Raw genomic sequence first — 18573 nt, forward strand, 5'->3', positions numbered from 1 at the left:
ACGGTGCCTCCCGGCAGGAAAGGGGACGGCGTCAGCCGTCGGCGCGCCAGCTTCCGGCGCCCTTGCGGTTGGATCGCATATGGTACTTGAACCGGTCGGGCCGGTAATGGCCATGGATCAACTGCACGGCCCGGTCCTTCTTGTCGCGCATCACGCGCTCGATCTTCAGCACCGGCGAGCCGGTGGCCAGATCCAGGGCCGCCGCCACGGGCGGATCGGCGGCGACGGCCGTGATCCATTGCTCCGCCTCATGCACCAGCACGCCCTTCTGTTCCAGCAGCACCAGGGTGGGCACCGTCTCCATCTCCGCGCGCGTGATGCGCGTGGCGATGTCCAGCGGCATGTACTGGATCAGATAGCTGAACGGCTCGCCCGACAATTTGCGCAGGCGCAGCGCCCGCTGCACGGGCGTGCCCGGCTCCAGGTCCAGCAGGCTGGCGACGGCCGGCGGGGCTGGCAGTTCGACGACCTCCAGCACTTCCACCTGGGTTTCAAGGCCCAGCGTCTTCAGGCTGTCGATCAGGTTGTCGAAACTGCCATGGACCTGCGGCAGCGTGGCCGATGCCGTCACCACGGTGCCGCGACCGCGATGCCGGCTGACCAGGTCATGGGCCGCCAGTTCGTTCAGCGCCCGCTTCACCGTGATGCGGGACACATCGAACAGCTTCGCCAGTTCCTGTTCGCCCGGCATCACGGCGTTGGCGGGGAACTCCCCGCTGCGAATCTTCTCCCGCAGCACCAGGAATATCTGGTGGTAGAGCGGGGTCGGGGCCGTATGATCCAGTTGGTCCGGGCTCAAGCCTGCGGCGCTGATGGGCTGGTCCATGGATCTCCGTCCGGGTTGTGCGAAAAGGTCACTGCCACAGCTTTATCGGCATCTTGGGGCCTTTGCACAAGAACGCCGTTGCCGAAGATCAGGCCGATAGGGCGCGCAGCAGGTCCGACGGACCGATGGCGCGCGCGCCCGGACGGTCCAGCACACCCTTCAGGCTGTCACCCAGCGCCCGGACCCGATAAGGCAGGCCGCTGACATAGGGGCGCACCACCAGCGTCAGCACCCGCGGGCTTTTCAGCCTTTCCGCCTCTGCCGACAGCCAGTCGGCGGCATCGGAAACCTGGGTTGCCCATTCATGCTCCGGCCGGCCATAGGTGATCAGGATTTGCCAGTCGTCCAGTTCGTTCGACAGGGGCAGGGCCGCCAGATCGCCCCCGTCGGTGCGGAACCGGGTCGGCAGTTCGTCATGCGCCCAATCAGCGAACCAGCGGATGCCGGCCGCCGCCAGCCGGGCCGGGGTCTGGAAACCCTCGGCCCGGGCCGGGCTCAGCCAGCCGTCGGGGCGGGGGGCGCCGGCGGCCTGGATGGCGTCCAGCGTGCGGGTGATGTAACCCGTCTCCACATCCGCCGCCAGGCCGGAATGATGCAGGCTGTCGGTGTCCCAGCCATGGGCACAGATATCGTGCCCATCGGCCAGCACATCCTGCACCAGGCCCGGATAGCGTTCCGCCACCGCGCCCTGCACGGCGAAGGTGGCCCGCAGTCCCAGCCTGCCGAACAGCTTCAGCAGGCGATAGGCACCGACGCGGTTGCCATAATCGCGCGTGGTGTAATGGCGCAGGTCGGGATAGGGCGTCTGCATGGCGCCCGGCGCCTTGAAGGGCTGGCCCGACGGGTTGAGCGGGAAGAATTCCAGCGGCACCACGACCCACAGGCCCAGCCCCGCGCCGTCGGGCAGGGTGACGGGCGCGCGGTCGCGCACGGGCGATGCCGGATAATGGTCATGGTCCGGGCCGGCATGGCGCCGGGGATAGGTCAGGTAGCTGTCGGGCAGGCTGCTCATCGTGCGGTCCTCAGCAGGCCGGGATCGAAACCGGTGCCGGGCCGGGCATTGCCGCGGCGGGCGATGTCGGCCAGCGACTGGTCGTAATGGTTGTCGCGATAGAACGCGGCGATCTCCTTCGCCGTCGTCACCCAGACATCGTCGCGGTGCGAGGTGATGTAGCGCAAGGCCTCGCGGAACGGCCCGATGCGGTGCGGATGGCCGACCAGATAGGCGTGCAGCGGAATGCACATGACGGTGCCGGTCTCCGCCCCTTCCTCCAGCAGCTGGTCGAAATGGCGCATCAGCGCATCGGCATAGGCGCGCGGGCTCTGGTTGTAGACGCCATAGGTGATGACGTCGTTGACCTCCAGGCTGTAGGGCATGGAGATCAGGCGGTTCGGGCCCTTCACCTTCAGCGGCTGTGGCTGGTCGTCCTGGAACAGGTCGCAGCTATACCAGAACTCGTATTCCGCCAGCAGGTCCAGCGTGCGCTCGGTATGGGTCAGGGCCGGGGCCAGATAGCCGCGGATGCGCTGGCCCGTGGCGTCCATGACGGATTTGATGCTGTCTTCCAGCACGGCGCGTTCCTGCGCCTCCGTCATGTTGTAGGAATAGCGCGTGTTGTAGATGCCGTGGCTGAAGAACTCCCAGTCGCGGTCCACGCAGGCCTGGATGATTTCCGGATGGTGGTCCAGCATGGCGACCGACAGGCTGATGCTGCCGCGCACCTCGAACTCGTCCATCACCTCCATCAGCCGCCAATGCCCCACCCGGTTGCCCCAGTCGCGCGCCGAATAGGGCACGATGTCGGGGTGCGGCCGGCCCCAGGGCTTGCGCGACGGGTTGGGGGGCGGATCGAACTCATAGAACTCGATATTGGGGGCCACCCAGAAGGCCACCTTCTTGTCGCCCGGCCAGGCGATCTTCGGCCGGTCGCGATAGGGCCAGAAATCATACAGGTTGGGATCGCGATGCATGGGTTTGATCCTGGTTTGGAAGGGGGCTCTGGACTGGGATGGCGGGCCGGTCCTATGCCCCGAGCGACGCCAGATGCGCCTCGACCTCCGCCACGCTGACAACGTCGGCATATTTCAGCAGAAGGTCGGTCAGGTTGGCGTAATGGTAGCTCTCATGCTTGTCGGCCACGCATTCCTCGGGAACGATGGTGCGATAGCCATGGGACAGGCTGTCCACCGCCGTGGCGCGCACGCAGCCCGACGTGCTGCCGCCCGTCACGACCACCGTGTCCACCTTATGCCACACCAGATAGCTGGCCAGTGGGCTTTCGAAGAAGGCCGAGGGCATGCGCTTGCTATAGACCAGATCCACCGCCTCATCGATCACGCAACGCGGGTCGAAGGCGTGGCGGTCGCTGTCATACTTGATGTTCTGCAGGCTGTCGGGCGTGTTGGTGCGCGTCCCCCACACCCCCGCATCGCCGGCGTCCGGCTTGTACGCCACACGGGTCCAGATGACGGGCATGCCCAGGGCACGGGCCGCCGCACTGATCCTGTTCACATGCGCGATCTGATCGGGATCGGTGACATAGGAGGTCTTGGGAAACAGGTCCGGCCGCGTATAGGCCTGCTGGAAATCGACATTGACGATGGCCAGCCGGCTGCCGAAGCCGAACTTCGCGCGGGCCGGATTGGCCTTCACCTGCTCGTACAGTTCGCGGGCCGTCTTCTCTTCCCGGACCATGGTGGGCTCGAACCGCATCGGACCGTCTCTCTCGCTGTTGATTGATATAAGTTTATATCATTATTATGGGAAGCGGACCTGGCCGGCAACAGCGAAATCCGCCCCCCGACGGACCGGATCAGGCCTTGGCGGCCGCTTCCGGGAAGCTGGCGGGATAGCGGCCAAGCGCCAGCAGCAGCACCCCGCCCGCCACGAACATCACCGCCGCGGCGATCAGCACGGGTGAATAGCTGCCCGACGTTGCATAGACATAGCCGTAAAGCGGCGGGGAGAAGGAGGAACCGGCCGCGAAGGCGGCATAGAGCATGCCGTAGATGCGGCCGTAATAGGCCATGCCGAAATAGCGCCCGGACAGGTAGGCGATCAGGTCGGTTTCTGCACCCGCGGCACAGCCCAGCATGATGGCGGCCAGGATGATCAGGGCCAGCGGTGCTGCCTCGCTCATGAAGATCATGCAGGCGAAGGCGGGCAGGGTCAGCAGCGGCAGGGCCACCATGGGCGCCCAGAACCGGTCGACCAGGAAGCCCGTCCCGATGCGCCCGACAATGATGGAAAGCCCGACGCAGCCCGCGACCAGGGCGCCCGTCCCGTCGCTGAACCCCTTCAGGCGGATCATGTTCTGCAGGTTGGTGTGGAAGCCGCCATAGGCCAGCGATACCAGCAGGAAGGACAGGATCATGATCCAGAAGCGGCGGTCGCGCAGCACCTGGTTCAGCGGCAGGCCCGTGCGGGCCGCGGCCGCCGCGTGACCGGCGCTGCCGGCGGCCGGCTCGCGGATGAAGGCATAGACGGCGGGAAAGGCGATCAGCAGCGGCAGCAATGCGATGAAGCCATAGGCCAGACGCCAGCCGAACCGTTCGATCAGAAAGACCGTCAGGCTGGGCAGGATGAAGGCGGCGATGCCTGTGCCCACCAGCATGATCCCCAGCGCCAGCCCGCGATGGCGGACGAACGAAAGGTTGATGGCCCGCGACCAGGTGACGGGTGTCGACCCGATGCCCAGCAGCCCGATCAGGAAATACATGGTGTAGAACATGAACAGCGAACTGGTCAGGCCCGTGGCGGCAAAGGCCAGACCGAAGCCGGCCAGTGCCAGCAGGCCGACGCGCCGCGTGCCATACCGGTCGGCCAGCCCGCCGACGATGGGCGCCATGATGCAGCCCGTCAGGCCATACATCAGGATGCCGACCTGGATGTCGCCGACATTCCAGCCGAATTCCTCGGTCAGCGGCTTCAGGAACGAGCCGATCGTGTTGTAGGGCAGGGGTGACGCCCCACACATCGTGCCCAGCAAAGCTGCCAGAAGCACGGTCCAGTTGCGGGCGAACTCGCCCTTCTCCGGTTCCGGTGCCGTGGCGGGTGCGGGAGAACCCTTGGCGTTCACGCTCATCACTGGCCCTTTCCGGTTTCGATCAGTTCATAAAGCTCGCCGTCCGGCCCCTGCACCGTCGCGCTGCGGCGCCCGTCATAAAGCGGACCCGGCCGTGCCTGGGGCGGCGTCAGGAAAGGCAGGTCGATCCGATCCAGATCGTCGACATTGAAGGAGATCAGGGCATTGCCGGGCGGCAGACCGCCGGCGGGCCGGGGGCGGACAATGGTGCCGGCGGGATATTGATCGATCTCCGTCACGGGCAGCCTTTCCACCTTGGTCATGGAAATGGTGGTGCGGTTCTCGGCGGGCAGGCCGAACGCATTGTTGATGACGCTGTAGGGGATATTGTAGGTCCCGCCCTCCGCGAAGCCCAGCCTGCCTACCTGGAAATCGATGGACGCCTGCCGGTCGGCGGATGCCAGGATGGCGATGAAGATGACATCGACCACCGATTGTGCCATCGGCAGGTCCAGGTCGCTCATCGATTTCAGCACCTGGTTCAGATACAGGATTTCGCCGCTGCGCCCCACGACCTGCATGGGGATGAAATTCGTGAAGCCTTCCACATGCTTGGGCGGGCCGATGACCGTGAAGCTTTCGCCCGCCACCTTCTTGTGCAGGTCGAAGACGTCTTCGACTGTAATCTCGAAGGCCACCCAGCCGAAGCTGCGGGCCGGCTTGTAATCAGGGGTGGGCTCCACCTCCACCAGCCGGTAGTGGCAGCCGTTGCCGCTGGCCGGGCGCAGCAGGGCGGTACGGGCGCCGGCCACGGCGGGCGCCCCCCAGCCTGCCGCCAGGTCGGCCGGCACGGTGCCCTGCTCAAGCAGTTCCAGCCCCAGCAGGTCCCGGTAATCGGCCAGCGTGGCGTCGAAGGCGGGGGTGGCGACCGTGCCGCATTTGATCCGGCCGTGGCGATCGAAAACTTGGGTCGTCATCTGTTTCATCCGTCCAGGAAGCCAAGGAAGGCGGCGCCACGGGCCGCCGGGTCGGGGTCGCGGTCCATCCGGGTAGCCTGCGACAGCCGGCGGGCCGCCCCATCGACCGCACGGTAGAGCGGGTCACCGGTGACCGCCGGCAACAGCACGGGCACCGTCACGGCCGACAGCAGCGACCCGGCATCGTCGGCGAAGGCGGCGCGCAGCATATCGCCCTGGTGCCGGGGCTGCATCAGCATGTCCATCACGCGCCGGTAAAGCAATTGCGGTCGCAGGATTGCGCTGTCGCTGCGCACGGCCGGGATGGAGCCATCCTGCGCCGGGAAGGAAGCGGCGGCGTCGCGCAGCGCGTGGAACGCGCGGTGCAGATGGCCGCCGGCCCGGTCGGGCACCAGCGGGGCGGCCAGATAATCCAGCATGGCCTCACGTGCGGCGGCGTCCAGCAGCGGCATGCCGTCCAGCACGGCGCGGCGGATCGGCAGGCCGGTGGCCAGCATCTCCAGGCCCAGTGGCACGGACAGGCCCGTGGCCACCAGATCGAATTCCCCGTAACCCAGGGCGGCTACGGCCTCGGCCACCACCCGGCCCAACGTCTTGCGGCTGGCCGCGGGTAGCGGGTCGGACGCGCCACATCCGGGCAGGTCAGGGGCCAGCACCGGCCGGCCGCCGGCTGACAGGGCGCGGTGCAGGTCGGCTTCCGCTGTGGCGCCGCCAGGCAGGTCGTGCAGGCACAGGACCGGCCGGCCCCGGCCGGGCTGGACCAGTATGCGCATCTGCCCGTGGGCAAGATCGATATAACCGGCGCCCGACCGTTGCGGCGGCAACGGGGCCGGCCCCACGGCCATTGCGCCGCGATGCCGGTCGAACATGGTGCCGATATGGGCCTTCCACGCTGCGCGGTCGGCGGACAGGCGCGCCACCGACAGGCATTCGGGACCGGGATCGGGCAACAGGTCCAGGCAGCCGAACAGCACGTCGTCGGCCCGCGCCATCACCTGCGTCGGTACGGTCAGGCGCGACACATTGTCCAGCGGCTGATGCCACATGGCGGCGCGGTAGGCGCCCGCGTAATGTGGCCCGGCCAGGGCATAGTCCAGGAAGTAGTCATGGATGTCGCCGATATCGGGCTGGGCGATGGGCATACGGCTGCGTGGCACGGGTGCGAACCAGGGGAACCAGCGCATCGTGTCGCGCACCCGCGTCCATTCCCGTGCCAGCCAGGCGCCATCGGCATCGATGTCGAAGGGACGCATATAGGCGTCGATGAAGGCGCCGTCGGGCTTGCCTCCCGGTGCGATGGACAGCCCGTCCAGCAGGGCCACCGCCACCCGGTCCGGATGGCGGACGGTGAAGTCCAGCAGGATCTTGGAACTGGTGTGGAAGCCGTAGAAGCCCGCCTTCTCCAGTCCCAGGGCCGCCACCGTTTCGGCCAGGGCATCGGCGAAATCGGCGATCTCCAGTTCCCGTCCGCCGGTCGGAAGCGGCGTGGAAAGCCCATAGCCCGGCGTGTCCAGCGCATAGACGGTATAGCGGTCACACAGCGACGCCATCAGGTCCAGATGCAGCAGGGACGAACGTGGACTGTCATGCAGCAGCACGATTGGGGGCCCCGATCCGGCCCGGCGATAATGCACCTGGCCGTCGCCCACGGCGACATAGGCTTTACTTATGCGCGGGTCAGACACACTCTTCTCCCAGTCCCGTTCGCCCACCTGCCATCAAACCGGCGTTTGCCGCCGCATCATGTTCTTGCCCCTTGATGGTATATTGATATACGAATAGATCAATATAAAACGCACAAGCGAACGACTGCTTCGGCAAAGGACCGGGAACATGCAGACAAATTCCTCCCAAACCGGTGCCGCGACGGTGCCGGCCGACATTCCCGACGCGGATCTGGTGACGGCTTTGGCTGCCCGGCTGGCGGCCATCGTCGGTGACGGCCATGTCCATCGGGACGACAGCCATCGCGATCTGTTCTCGCAGGATATCTATGCTGCCGCCCCGGCCCCGGCCGCGCTGGTCGCCGCCCCGGCCACGACGCAGGAGCTGTCGGCCGTGGTCAAGGCGGCGCACGAGGCCGGCTTTGCCTGTGCGCCGCGCGGCGGCGGCATGAGCTACACGAAGGGCTATATCCCGGCATCGGCCCGCAGCGTCGTGCTGGACCTTTCGCGCATGGACAAGGTGCTGGATATCCGCGCCGACGATATGGTGGTGACGGTGCAGGCCGGCTGCACCTGGAACACACTGTACGAGGCGCTGGCGCCGCTGGGCCTGCGCACGCCGTTCTGGGGTGCGTTGTCGGGGCTGGTCTCCACCATCGGCGGCGGGTTGTCGCAGGGCAACGCCTTTTTCGGTGCCGGCCATCACGGCACCACGGGCGAAAGCGTCGTGGCGCTGTCGCTGGTGCTGGCTGATGGCCGCATCCTGCGTACCGGCGCCCGCGGGTCCGATGGTGACAGCCCCTTCTACCGGTTCTATGGCCCCGATGTGACGGGCCTGTTCGCGGGTGATTGCGGCGCGCTGGCCATCAAGGCAGAGGTGACGCTGCGGTTGATCCGTGCGCCCAAGCATGAGGCCTATGTCTCCTTCTCCTTCAAGGCCGATACCGATATGTTCGCGGCCATGACGGAGATGACGCGGGCCGGCATCGCATGTGAACTGTGCGGCTTCGATCCCCGTCTGACCCGTATCCGGCTGAAGCGCGCATCACTGTCGGCCGATCTGGGTGCGCTGAAGAATGTGGTGGGCAAGCAGGGCTCGTTCCTGAAGGGCATGAAGGAAGCGGCCAAGGTCGCCCTGGCCGGCCGCAACTTCATCGATGACGGTGACTTTGCCCTGCATATCGTGTGCGAGGGCCGTTCGGCGGCCGGTGTGGCCGATGATGTGGCAGAAGCCCGGCGCATCGCCGCCCGCTACCACGGGGAAGAGGTGGAGAACACCATCCCCAAGGTCATGCGCGCCCAGCCCTTCGTGGCGCTGAATTCCATGGTCGGTCCCAATGGCGAGCGGTGGGTGCCCATCCATTGCCTGGCGCCCCTGTCGCGCGCGCATGCCATTTTCAAGGCGATCGAGGCGGCGTTCGATGACATGCGCGCCGAACTGGATGCGCATGGGGTGGAGAACGCCTTCCTGTTCTCGTCGCTGTCGACCAACGCGCTGGTGATCGAACCGACCTTCTATTGGCCCGATGCAATGATGCCGATCCATCATGCCTATGTGGAAAAGCCGCACATGGCCAAGCTGCCCAGCTATCCGCCCAACGCCGCGGCCGCGGCCGTGGTGGAAAAGGCGCGCCAGCGCCTGCTGGCGCTGTTCCTGCGTGAAGGTGTGGGACACCTGCAGGTCGGCCGCACCTATCCCTATCTGGAAAGCCGGGATGCGGCGTCCGTCGACCTGCTGCGCGGGATCAAGCAGGTGCTGGACCCGGAACGCCGCGTCAATCCGGGTGTGCTGGGGCTTTAGCCCGGGAATCGGCCTGACGGACAGCATAAGGGGGGCCGGCGGTGACACCCGGTCCCCTTTATCGCATTTGATGGGTTTGCGACCGTCAGGGTTTCCAGACGCTGACCACGAAGATGGCGGCGATGAATACCCAGAGCAGGCCGACAACGGCCGTCCCGCGCCAGGCGGCCCGGCGGACGGCCTGTTCGCGTGCGGCGTTGCTGCCATCGGTCATCATGGTGCGCCAGGTGCCGAACAGGTCGATCAGGGCCAGCCGGATGCCCACGCCGCACATCACGACGCCGGCGAACAGCGCCATTTTCAGCCGCAGCCAGCCTGGCAGCGGCCAGCCCGACCCGATCAGCCCCAGCGCAACGGCCAGCAGCAGCACGATCAGCAGATAGCGCGAGCCGCGATCGATGGCGGCCAGCACCCGGCCGCCGCCGCCATGGCGGCGGCGGTGGACCAGTTCCACGAAGCCCAGCCACAGCGCGCCCATGGCCAGAAAGCCATAGGCCACCGCCGCGCCGCCGGGTGCATAACCGTAGAATATGGCGATAGCCGGCCCCAGGCTGGCCTGCAGGACCAGGGCATAGCGCACATGCTGGTCCACCGTCATCACATGGTCCATCAGCCTGTTGCGCTCCTGCATCGGAATGCCCGGCTGGGAGCAGACATAGCGGAAGGTGCTGTTGATGACGAGTTCGGCGCCGAGCCAGTAACCCAGCACGGCGATATGGATGGGCAGCAGCCAGTCGGTGGGCATGGATATTCCCCCTCCTCCTATGCACCGGGCGGAATTGAAAAAGGGGCCCGGTTATTCCCGGACCCCCATCTTCTTCCTGTCGCTTACGATCAGCGCTCCAGGCTGACCAACTCGTACCAGGTCATCATGTAACCGGCGACGCCGCCCTTGACGAAGATGCTGTCCTCGTCCTTGGTCACCCACACCTCATACACAGGGTGGGCGCCATGGGCCGTGACCATGCCGCCATCCTCGTCGGAAAAGCGGAAATGCCGGCATTCGAAGGTGCCTGCTTCCACCGTCACCGTCTCGTCCCCGACATATTCAAGGTAGAGCCGGCTTTCGGCGATCAGCGGCGGGGTGGCGCCGCGATGGTCCGGCGACGGCAGGAAGGCGCGGATCTCCCGCTTGTGCGGCCCGCGCGACAGGTCCATGCAGCGGGTCATGTAGGCATCGCCGATGATGGGATGCGTGCCGAACCCGTCATAGTGACCATCCACCTCGACCTTCTGCGACACGCGGCCGATGGTGGGGCCGAAGCTTTCGCATTCGATCAGGCCCGGGCTCATCCGGAACCAGCCGGTGCCCATGAACTTGTCGCCGATGGTCAGCCGCACATGGCAATCCATCGGCCGGTCATTCTCGTCCAGCGAATAGATCACGTCGCGCAGCACGGTGGGCGCCGGCTCCTCGATCTCGCACTGGGCGCGGATGGTCAGCTTGCCGTCGGTGTGGCGGGTCATGGTGAAATATTCACGGCCCCGTTCCTGGCCAACACGGTCCGGCTTGCGCGAGGTGTAGCGGATATGGCCGCGGATGGTGCGGTGCTGCATGCCTGTAAACTCCTGTTGGTTGGGAAAGGTCAGGTCGGGGTGCCAAGACCGAGCAGGGCCGCCATCAGCAGCAGCAGCCACAGCAGCATCACGACGGGGCGTGTGCGCGCCAGGACGCCCTTGATGGCGGCATCGGTCTCCGGCGTGGCACCGCCGGCCATCATCTGGCCGAACGGTGCCATCAGGGGCCGCAGCAGCAGCCGGATCAGCAGGCCCAGCGAAATCGCGGTGGCCAGGATCAGCAGCTTGGCGGCGATGAAATGCGGCAGGAACAACAGGCCGGCCATGCCGGCCAGGCCAAAGCCGGCACAGCCCAGCAGGGCGGCCCAGCGGATCACCAGATCCGCCTGGCGCTGCCAGGGCTGCTTGCCATGGTTCATGTGGACGGCCCAGGCCAGGGCGAGCCAGACCAGCCCCACGGCCCAGACGGCCAGCAGTGCCGGCAGGCCCAGGTCGGGCAGCCAGCCCTTGACCACACCCAGCGTCAAACCCGTGGGCAGGGCCAGGATCAGCGCCGTGCGCGGCGCCATGTCGACCGCCATCAGGATGCGCAGCGCCGTCGCCCGCTGGGGCGGTGTTGCCTTGGCATCGGTGAGGATGGAGGAGGAATAGAAGGCACCCAGATCGCCGCCCAGCCAATAGACCAGGATCAGCAGATGCAGCAGGGTGAACAGTGTCTCGGCCATGGAAGCTCCCTTATTATTGACCTAGAAATATATCATTAAGCTAAGTTGTGGAACCCCCAAATCTCAGCGCCTCCTCTCAGCGTAGTGCCAGAAGCCCGGGCAGCCAGCCGGGAACAGTGCCGCCGCCATCCAGCACGGCGTCGGCCAGATGCCGGTGCCGCTCCCCCACGCGCGATCGCAGGGCCATGACATCGGCCGCGGCTTCCAGCGCCACGGCCTGTGTCCAGTGCGGCCCGGCCTTCAGCAGGCAAAGCGCGCGGCGCTGGATGTCCGCCGGTTCCAGGTCGGCCGGGGGGCGGATGGCATGGGCCTGCCTGCCATCATGCCAGGGCCGGAACAGCCGTTCGCGCCGTGCGATGCGGAACGCCCGGACCAGATGCGCCCCATCCCATTCCGGGGCCAGTGAGGGGGCCGCCTGCGCGGGATCGGGCAGGGGATCGTCACCCAGGGTTACGGCCCTGTCTGCCACACCGTCCGCTGCCAGATGCAGGGCCAGAAGCCCGCCGATACCGCGCCCTGCCACCAGCGGCCGGTTGAACCCGGCCGCGCGGATGCCCTCGGCCAGCCGTGTGGCCAGCCCGGCCAGACTGTCCGGCATGGGGTGGCCCGTGCTTTCCCCGTGGCCGGGCAGGTCGAAGGCAATGACCGGTCCGCCCGCCTGCGCGATGGCCGCATCGAAATCGCCGCCATGGCCGCCGGCCCTGTGCAGCAGCACCAGGGGCCGGCCGCTCCCCGTCAGCCGGCCCCGCCAGGCCAGCGGGCCGCTGGTCGTGTCCAGGAACCCGCGGATGGTGGCCGGCGGTGCAGCGGGTGCGTTGTCTCCCGGCCGCTCTGCCAGCCAATCCACGGCGGCCAAGCGCAAGGCTGCGGCGTCGGGCACGGTGCGGGCCGGCACCCCGGCCAGTCCGGGCCGCGAAAGATGGTCCAGCAGCACATCCGATCGTGTCACCAGGATCAGATGATCCGCCGTGACCTGCGGCAGCCAATGGTCCGGCCGGAAGGTGAAGGCAGCGCGATAGGTGTTGCGATAGGCGTCCCCGGCTTCCAGCAGGTCCATGGCATTGGCGTGCAGATGGGCCGGTGTGGACAGGTCGGAATCCATGCGGGCAGAGGGCAGGGCCCGGTGCCAGGGGAAGAAGATCACCTGTTCTTCCATGCGCGACCAGACCCAGCACATATGCGTGCCGTCCCAGGCGGGCAGCAGCGGCGGCAGATAATGGGCCAGGCAATCTGCCCGTTCCTCTGCCGTCCAGCAGGGCAGCCCGTCGAACAGCACGCCGGAAACCCGGTCGGGGAACAGGGCGGCGAAGGCACAGGCGATGGTGGCGCCGGTGTGGAACCCGTAAAGCCCGATTCGGCCCAAGCCCAGCGCATCAGCGAAACCGGCCAGGGCGGCGGCATAGGCGGCACTGTCCGGCAATGGCGCGGACAGCGGTGTGGACAGCCCGTTGCCCGGCGTATCGGGCGCGATGACGCAGAAGCCACGGGCTGCCATTTCTTCTGCGAACGGCACCAGGGTACGCGACGCCTGCGGCGATCCGTGCAGCGCCAGGATGGCCGGCCCCTGGCCCCAGCGGCGGTAATGGACGACACGCCCGTCGATTTCCACAAAATGGCGGGTTTGCGCGATGGGTGCGGACAAGCGGAATACTCCGGCGGCAAGGGCGGGGGATCGGCGCGCGGGGGGGGCAGATTGCATGTTGCAAGCGGGCGCACTCTCTGAAATGATCTAAACACATATCAATGGACAGGGGAATAGCCTCATCGAAGCGACCGCTTGCCCACTTGCGGGGATCGCGGCGATATGCGATGGCTTGCATACGAAAATATGCAGGCGTGGCTTTGTCCTTCCCCGTTCCATGAGAAAAGGAGGGGTTCGGTGGCCCACCAATTGTCCGCGCTTATCCGTGCCGCCCTGTTCGTGCGCGACCTGGACCGGTCGGTCCGGTTCTATCGCGCCCTGGGCTTCGATGCCGTTTACTTCGAAGGGCCGCTGGATGGCCCGTCATCGGCCGTCGTCTTGGCCATTCCGCCGACCAGCAAGGTGCGTTGCTGCATCCTGAAGCGGGCCGGTGGCCCGAATTTCGGCATGGTGGGCCTGTTCGAGGTGACGGACCCCGTGCCCGAGGCGCTGCCCCTGTCCGATGGTCCGCCGCGCATCGGCGAGGTGGCGCTGGTGATCTATGCCAAGCCCATCACCCCGGCCATCGAGGCCTGCCGTGCCGCCGGTGCAAGCTGGGCGCCCGATGCCACCCTGTTCAATATGCCGCATCGCCAGCAGATGGAGGTTTGTCTGCGTGATCCTGACGGGTTCCTGATCAACCTGGTCGAACGCGACCCGGCCGAACAGGACCGCACGCAGCCGGTGGCGGTCTGATGGCCCGCCCGCACGTGGAATTCGTGCAGTCGCAGTCGGTCGAGTGGCAGGACGCGGGCGACGGCACGGCCGTGAAACGGCTGAATATCGATCCGGACAATGGCGACGGCACCGTCCTGCGCCGCTATCCGGCCGGTAGCGGCCGCGCGCCACAGCCCCGTGCCGGCCTGTCGCTGGAATTTTATGTTCTGGACGGGGAGATCGCCATCGACGGGCGTGTGTTAGGTGCGCATGCCTATGGCTACCGGCCCGCGGGCACCCCGGCCCTGACCTGGCAGACCAGCGCGGGCGCCCTTGTGCTGGAGATCGGCGAGGCGCGGCCGGTGCCCGCCGGCCAGGATGATCCCGCCATCCTGTTGGATTGCCTGGCTCTGCCCTGGGACGTATCGACTTACGATCCGCAACTGCGCCATATGCACAATGCCCGCAAGGTGCTGCGGCTGGGGCCGGGTGACAGCGGGCGCACCTTCCTGCTGGCAGGCCTGCCGCACGGGTTTCCTTCCACGCCCGACCTGCCGCTGGAACGCCACCCCCATGGGGAGGAGATGTTCCTGATCCAGGGCGAGATGAAATCACCGCAGGGTGTCATGCGTGACGGCGCCTATTTCTACCGTCCGCCGGGTATCTGGCATGGGCTGCACGTGTCGGAATTCGGCTTCCTTATGCTGATGCGCAGCCCCGGTGCCAACAAAATCAGCACACAATGGAGCGAGGCGCGGCATCCCGTCCAGTACCGCCCCGCCTTCGATCCGGTGTTGCCGGAAGGGGCGCCGGCAGCCTGGGGGCGGCCCCATGCCGCGCGGCCAACATATTGAAAATAAAGAATTAAGTCCGTATCCGAAAAAATATGTCCGGACTTAATCAAAAAAGCCCTTCCTTTTGGTATATTGTTATATCAATGTGTTCCAAAGAGACGGGCGGCATGAACCTCCCGCTGAAGGACCCCAAACAGGAGGCTGGCGACATGACCTTTACGAACCCGAATTCCGTGCGCAAGAAATCGGCGTTGAAGCTGGGGGCATCGCTGTCCCTGCTGGCGCTGGCCATTCCGTCCCTGGCCCAGGCCCAGAGCGACGGTTTGCAGCTTGAAGAGATCGTGGTGACGGCAACCCGCCGCGCCGCGAGCCTGCAGGACGTGCCGCTGGCGGTGTCGGCCTTCACGGCGGCCGACCTGGAGACCCGTCAGATCAGTTCCACGCTGGATCTCGTCCGCTCCGTGCCGAACCTTTATGGTTCCAACAATACCGGTGTGGCCAGCGCCAACACCTACTACATCCGCGGCCTCGGCTCCACCGAACAGATCGCCACCATCGATCCGGCCGTGTCCACCTATGTCGACGATGTCGTGCTGCCGCGTCAGAACGCGAATAATTACGGCTATTTCGACCTTGAACAGATGGAAGTGCTGCGTGGTCCGCAGGGCACCACCTTCGGCCGCAATTCCACGGGCGGCGCCATCTCGGTAAAGCTGAAGAAGCCCAGCGAGGAATTTGGCGGCTTCATGCAGGCCAGCTACGGTTCCTATGATCAGATCCTGCTGCGCGGCGACGTGAACGTTCCCGTCAGCGAGAAGGTGCTGACCAAGTTCACCGGCTTCTATACCGATGACAGGGGCTATGTGACCAATGTCGCCAATGGTGAGCGGCTCAACTCGCTGACCAACTGGGGTGCCCGTGGTGCCGTGCGCTTCCTGCCCAACGACGATGTGACCGTCGATGTGGCGCTGGAGCATATGGACGGCCAGGGCCTGTATCTGCGCACCTTCGCACGTGACAACCGCGAGACGATCCTGCGCGGCTCCACGAAGGGCGGCACGTCGGACGAGGTGGCGGATGCGCTGGCCAACCGCGGCGTGCGTGCCGATTACGACACGACGGCCGTGACCGCCAATATCGAATGGCGCCTGGATGATGTGTCGATCGAGTCCATCACGGGCTATCGCACCATCAATCAGAGCTTCGTGCTGGACTTCTCGCTGCCGGCGTCGCGCACCACGGTGCCGCTGCCCTTCTACCTGACCAATGCCGGCGGGTACGACATGTTCAGCCAGGAGTTCAAGGCCGCCGGCAATTTCGGCGACCGGCTGAGCTACGTGGCGGGCCTGTATTATTTCTATGAGAATAACAGCACGCTGGCCGGCCAGGTGTTCGGCACCTCCCTGTCCTGCTCGGCCGGTCTCTATGGCGACGGCAACATGACCTGCAATGGCGTGCCCGGCTATTCCAGCGTGCGCGACATCCGCAACAAGACCACGTCCTATGCCGCCTATGCCCAGTTCGATTATGCCCTGACGGATGCGCTGACGGCCATTGCCGGCGTGCGCTACACCAACGAGGTCAAGAAGCTGGACCTGCGCCCGACCTCCTATGGGGGGATGACGACGGCCGACATCGTGGCCGCCGGCATGGCCACGCGGCTGGAAACCAACAAGGTGACGCCGAAGTTCGGTGTGAACTACAAGGTCGATCCGGATATCATGCTGTTCGCCTCGGCGACCAACGGGTACAAGTCGGGCGGCTGGAACAGCCGTACCGCCTATCTGCCGGAAACCTTCCAGGACATGTCGCCGGAAACGGCCTGGTCCTATGAGGCGGGCATGAAGAGCGACCTGTTCGATCGCCGGGTCCGCTTCAATGTCACGGGCTTCATTGCCGAAACGGACAATCTCCAGCTTTCCTACACCACACCCGGCCCCATCCCCGGCACCACCCTGTCCACCCAGGACAATGCCGGCGACATCCGCGTGAAGGGCCTGGAGTTCGAGCTGTCGGTGCGTCCGGCGCGTGGTCTTGACGTCTTCGCCACGCTGGGCCTGCAGGATGGCAAATATACCTGGGTGAACCCGGCGGCGCAGTCCTTCGTCAGCCCGACGGGTGCCTATGTCAACGCCATCGACCCGACCGACGAGCTGTCGCGCCTGCCCAAGCGGTCGTTGGCCCTGGGTGCCACCTATACGGTGCCGGTGGAAGCGCTGCACGGTTCGCTGACCTTCTCCGGCGAGGCCAACCATACGGGTGGCTTCTGGACCACGGCGTCCAACAGCACCCCGTCGGCCCAGACCCCGACGGCGTTGGACACGTTCGCCCGGTCCTACACGCTCTACAACCTGTCCGTCAGCTATCTGTCCGATGACGAGGCATGGCGCCTGGGCGTGGAGTGCAAGAACTGCTCCGACAAGCTGTACCTGACGTCGGTGTTTAACGGGTACTATTATGGCGAGCCGCGCCGCATCCGCGGCACGCTGACCCGCAAGTTCTGATCGCAGGGGCCGGCGACGGTCCAAAGGAAAGCCCCGCCGGCAGTCGCTGGCGGGGCTTTTTCTGATCGCAACCGGTCACCGGGTTTCAGGCCCCGGCATCCACATCAGCAGGCACAACTGCGCGCCAACCGGCATTATACTATTTTGCGGTGACCAGAACCTATTGGTTCTGATCACTGCCCTCAATCGCCGGCGCCAACATTCGTTGGCTTGGCTACGCCGCACGAGCGGCGCGGCGGCGGTCGCCGCCGAACCAACTTGCGATGAGTTCTACTCATCGCAAGTTGGTATTACTGTCTGGCCGCCTTCAGGAAGGCATCGATCCGCAGCCGCGCATTGGTCCGGATGTCGGCATAGAACAGACCATAATCATGGTAATGCATGCTGCCGCCGGGCAGGGGTGTCAGATCCAGCCCCGCCGCCGGTTCCACCACCAGGAAGCCGTTCACGCAGCGGGCCGCCACCGCACCGGGCTGCGTCGCCTGCATCGCGCCCTCGCCCGGTGCGCCGGGGACGGCGCCCAGCGCCTGGTCGGCTGTCGTTTCCGGCTTGCCGCGGTCGAAGCTGACGGGGTTGATGCACAGGATGCGCTTGCCTGGATCGTCGCCGTACCACTCCACATAGCGCCGTTCGCCGGCGGCGGAAACCATGGGGATATCCGTTTGCGCCAGCGTGGCGTTCCAGCCGACGACACAACCGGTTTGCGCGGGTGTGTCGCAGGCGGTCAGGCTCTTGTATGTCTTGCCGAAATCGCCTTCGGACAGGTTCACGCCGACCACATAGGCCGCGACCATGCGCCGGGCCAGTTCCGTCCCGTCGATGCGGCGTTCCAGCAGCACCATCAGATGGCGCGCACCCTGGCTGTGGCCGGCCAGGATGAAGGGACGGCCCTTGTTGTCATGCTTCAGGTAGTGGTCGAAGGCGCGTTCAACGTCGGTATAGGCCAGATCGAACGCGCGGCCCCCGTCACCGTCCATGGCCATGAAGGACAGGGTTGAACCCTGGCGGTAGCGAGGGGCGTAGATGCGGCAGCAGCCGTTGAACACGCCAGCCTGCCGGGCGATGACGCTGGCGTCTGTCCAGGCGTTGGTCGCCGTGTCGGCGATGTCCTGGTTCCAGCTTCCCTTGCTGCGGTAAGTGGTGGGGTGGACATAGAAGACATCAACCGCTGCGTCCGACGGGGCAGCCTCCGCGCCCGGCGGGCGGATACTGCTTGCTCCGGGGGCACCGGCCCGCGCGGCCCATGCCTCCGGCCTGGCATAGTCCGGTGCCGGCGGTGGTGTCTGATCGGCGAAGGATGGTGGCGTGCCCCCGGTCGCCAATGCGACCGTGCTGGTACCGGACAGCAGGATGGCGGCCATCAGCAGAGATGCGATCTGTTTCATGCTTTCCCCAACGGAT

Annotated in this window: 16 protein-coding genes; 4 read left to right on the forward strand and 12 right to left on the reverse strand. The window is 66.1% G+C overall.

The window, feature by feature from the left end; genetic code table 11:
* Nucleotides 1-31: 31 nt before the first annotated feature.
* From ABC728_RS05015 to ABC728_RS05045, 7 genes are all read right to left on the reverse strand, one after another.
* Nucleotides 32-826 carry a GntR family transcriptional regulator gene (locus tag ABC728_RS05015; protein ID WP_416620661.1) on the reverse strand — a complete coding sequence of 265 codons (795 nt, stop codon included), beginning with the start codon at nucleotides 824-826 and terminating at the stop codon, nucleotides 32-34.
* A gap of 88 nt (nucleotides 827-914) precedes the next feature.
* The gene (locus ABC728_RS05020; RefSeq protein ID WP_416620660.1) at nucleotides 915-1838 is read right to left on the reverse strand and encodes a polysaccharide deacetylase family protein; all 924 of its coding nucleotides are present in this window, start codon (nucleotides 1836-1838) and stop codon (nucleotides 915-917) included.
* The gene (locus ABC728_RS05025; protein ID WP_416620659.1) at nucleotides 1835-2797 is read right to left on the reverse strand and encodes a polysaccharide deacetylase family protein; all 963 of its coding nucleotides are present in this window, start codon (nucleotides 2795-2797) and stop codon (nucleotides 1835-1837) included. Before ABC728_RS05025 ends, ABC728_RS05020 begins: the two co-directional genes overlap by 4 nt.
* Before the next feature lie 52 nt (nucleotides 2798-2849).
* Complete coding sequence (locus tag ABC728_RS05030; protein WP_416620658.1) at nucleotides 2850-3539, reverse strand: isochorismatase family protein; 690 nt, start codon at nucleotides 3537-3539, stop codon at nucleotides 2850-2852.
* 100 nt (nucleotides 3540-3639) lie between these two features.
* Nucleotides 3640-4911, reverse strand: coding sequence for an MFS transporter (locus ABC728_RS05035; protein WP_416620657.1), 1272 nt, complete (start codon nucleotides 4909-4911; stop codon nucleotides 3640-3642).
* Entirely contained in the window at nucleotides 4911-5828 is a 918-nt protein-coding gene (locus ABC728_RS05040; RefSeq protein WP_416620656.1) for a VOC family protein, read from the reverse strand. The genes ABC728_RS05035 and ABC728_RS05040 overlap by 1 nt, the downstream gene beginning before the upstream one ends.
* Before the next feature lie 5 nt (nucleotides 5829-5833).
* Nucleotides 5834-7513 (reverse strand): alpha/beta fold hydrolase, encoded by a 1680-nt coding sequence (locus ABC728_RS05045; RefSeq protein ID WP_416620655.1) that lies wholly within the window; start codon nucleotides 7511-7513, stop codon nucleotides 5834-5836.
* Nucleotides 7514-7661: 148 nt separating this feature from the next.
* On the opposite strand from ABC728_RS05045, the gene ABC728_RS05050 reads away from it, so the two are divergent.
* A complete protein-coding gene (locus tag ABC728_RS05050; RefSeq protein WP_416620654.1) occupies nucleotides 7662-9293 on the forward strand; it encodes an FAD-binding oxidoreductase in 1632 nt (543 codons plus the stop codon).
* 85 nt (nucleotides 9294-9378) lie between these two features.
* Here ABC728_RS05050 and ABC728_RS05055 read toward each other — a convergent pair whose 3' ends face one another.
* From ABC728_RS05055 to ABC728_RS05070, 4 genes are all read right to left on the reverse strand, one after another.
* Nucleotides 9379-10038 carry a hypothetical protein gene (locus tag ABC728_RS05055; protein ID WP_416620653.1) on the reverse strand — a complete coding sequence of 220 codons (660 nt, stop codon included), beginning with the start codon at nucleotides 10036-10038 and terminating at the stop codon, nucleotides 9379-9381.
* 89 nt (nucleotides 10039-10127) lie between these two features.
* Nucleotides 10128-10850 (reverse strand): hypothetical protein, encoded by a 723-nt coding sequence (locus ABC728_RS05060; RefSeq protein ID WP_416620652.1) that lies wholly within the window; start codon nucleotides 10848-10850, stop codon nucleotides 10128-10130.
* Between the two features lie 29 nt (nucleotides 10851-10879).
* Nucleotides 10880-11536: a hypothetical protein gene (locus ABC728_RS05065; RefSeq protein ID WP_416620651.1), complete on the reverse strand. Its 657-nt coding sequence runs from the start codon at nucleotides 11534-11536 to the stop codon at nucleotides 10880-10882.
* A 76-nt stretch (nucleotides 11537-11612) separates the two neighbouring features.
* Entirely contained in the window at nucleotides 11613-13178 is a 1566-nt protein-coding gene (locus ABC728_RS05070) for an alpha/beta hydrolase (RefSeq protein ID WP_416620650.1), read from the reverse strand.
* A gap of 249 nt (nucleotides 13179-13427) precedes the next feature.
* Here ABC728_RS05070 and ABC728_RS05075 point away from each other — a divergent pair, with 249 nt between their 5' ends.
* From ABC728_RS05075 to ABC728_RS05085, 3 genes are all read left to right on the forward strand, one after another.
* Nucleotides 13428-13913, forward strand: a complete 486-nt coding sequence (locus ABC728_RS05075; protein WP_416620649.1) for a VOC family protein — start codon at nucleotides 13428-13430, stop codon at nucleotides 13911-13913.
* Entirely contained in the window at nucleotides 13913-14728 is an 816-nt protein-coding gene (locus ABC728_RS05080; protein WP_416620648.1) for a cupin domain-containing protein, read from the forward strand. The genes ABC728_RS05075 and ABC728_RS05080 overlap by 1 nt, the downstream gene beginning before the upstream one ends.
* Nucleotides 14729-14877: 149 nt before the next feature.
* Nucleotides 14878-17172 (forward strand): TonB-dependent receptor, encoded by a 2295-nt coding sequence (locus tag ABC728_RS05085; protein ID WP_445376370.1) that lies wholly within the window; start codon nucleotides 14878-14880, stop codon nucleotides 17170-17172.
* A 290-nt stretch (nucleotides 17173-17462) separates the two neighbouring features.
* Here ABC728_RS05085 and ABC728_RS05090 read toward each other — a convergent pair whose 3' ends face one another.
* Nucleotides 17463-18557 (reverse strand): DUF3089 domain-containing protein, encoded by a 1095-nt coding sequence (locus tag ABC728_RS05090; protein WP_416620646.1) that lies wholly within the window; start codon nucleotides 18555-18557, stop codon nucleotides 17463-17465.
* Between the last annotated feature and the right edge of the window lie 16 nt (nucleotides 18558-18573).

The organism is Niveispirillum fermenti (assembly GCF_052474395.1).